Origin of the sequence: Anaerococcus sp. HMSC068A02 (assembly GCF_001811125.1) — a bacterium.
In the GTDB taxonomy this organism is placed as follows: domain Bacteria; phylum Bacillota; class Clostridia; order Tissierellales; family Peptoniphilaceae; genus Anaerococcus; species Anaerococcus vaginalis_C.
This window is the reverse complement of record NZ_KV803751.1, coordinates 8904-10687: the sequence shown is the minus strand read 5'-3', so window position 1 is coordinate 10687 and position 1784 is coordinate 8904. Positions and strand designations below refer to the sequence as shown.

Sequence of the window (1784 nt, the reverse complement as noted above, 5' to 3'; positions counted from 1 at the left end):
AATATAAATACTATAAATAAGTATCGTGAAATCTATAAATACCACAAGAAAAATCCTGAAGATAAGCAATTCGCTGAAGAATATTATAGTGAGCTTTCAGTCTATAAAATAGCCGCTAAAGAAATTTTAGAAAACTATAAAAAACTACCAAATACAAAAGAAATATTAACGAGACTTGATGAATTGCAAGAAAAAAAGAATACCCTTATGCAAGAGTATTCTTTAAATAAAGAGCAATTTACCGACCTTGTTCAGTATAGGAAAAACTATGAAAATTATTATGGAAAGGAAGTGGAGAGATAAAAAGATATAAGCGGATAAAAGACTGTGTAAAATTTTGTGTATAGAAACCTCCTGATTAGGGTAAGTAAAAACTAATCAGAAGGAATTTTTATGCCAAGAAAAAGACCGGAAACAAAAAGAAGCAAAATAGCAAAAATATTAATTGAAGAATATCAGCCTCAAAATGCACAAGATATACAAGAAGCTTTAAAAGACCTTTTAGGCGATACAATGGAAGAACTTTTAAAAGCAGAATTAGATGAGCATTTAGACTATGAATACGGTGAAAAGCCACTATCCCTAAATACAAGAAATGGCTCAAGCAAGAAAACTGTAAGATCATCATATGGCAACATAGATTTAAACATACCAAGAGATAGAGAAGCAACATTTGAACCACAATCATTAAAGAAATATGAAAAAGACATATCAAAAATAGAAAACCAAATAATATCAATGTATGGCAAAGGAATGACAACAAGAGACATATCAAGTCACATCAAAGATATTTATGGCTTTGGCATATCAGAAACAATGGTAAGTAAAATAACCAATAAAATCCTACCAACAATAGAAGAGTGGCAAAATAGACCTCTAGAAAAAATCTATCCTATGGTCTTCCTACGCCATACACTATCACGTAAGAGAAAACAACATAGTAGTCAAAAAAGCAGTATACATTGCCCTAGGCTACAACCTAGAAGGATTTAAAGAAATACTAGGAATGTGGGTAGGAGAAAATGAATCAAGCAAATACTGGTTACTAGTCTTAAACCAACTAAAAGAAAGAGGTCTTGAAGATATCCTGATAGTTTCAACAGATAACCTCCCAGGATTCACACAAGCAATAGAAGCAGTATATCCAAAAGCAGAAATTCAAAAATGTATAATCCACCAAATAAGAAACTCAACAAAATATGTATCCTACAAAGATATAAAAGAGCTAATGAAAGACCTAAAAGCTGTATACAAGGCACCAACAGAAGACTTAGCCCTAACAAATCTAGGAATCTTTGAAGAAAAATGGGGTAAAAAATATCCAATGTGTGTAAGCTCTTGGAAAAACAACTGGGCAGAATTATCAACATATTTTAAATATCCAGAAGGAATAAGAAAACTAATATATACAACAAATGCCATGGAAAACTTCAATAGGCAACTAAGAAAAGTAACTAAAAATAAAACCATATTTCCAAATGACTATGCTCTACAAAAAAGTCTATATCTAGCAATGGTAGATGCCTCAAGCAAGTGGACCTATAGAATACGAGGCTGGGATCAAATATTATCACAATTATCAATATTTTTTGAAGGGAGGTTTTAATTAAGATAAAAACTCAGTATGAAATCGGCTGCGAATTTTCATGAAAATTTGACAGTTTATTAAAGTTGTGTAAAATTAAGTAAAGCTCCATTCCTATAGGAATGGACAAATATTGATACATAAAAAATGTATCAACCCTTACCCTCATATCAGGATTTAGGTTGATACACAAAATTAT

General features: G+C 31.1%; 1 protein-coding gene and 1 pseudogene. Both read left to right on the top strand.

From position 1 onward, the window contains the following. Positions 1–303 (top strand): relaxase (locus tag HMPREF2782_RS04475; protein WP_070641171.1); only part of this gene is annotated, 303 nt, incomplete at its 5' end. A gap of 90 nt (positions 304–393) precedes the next feature. Continuing rightward, positions 394–1606, top strand: a pseudogene (locus HMPREF2782_RS04470) (IS256 family transposase). Positions 1607–1784: the final 178 nt, after the last annotated feature.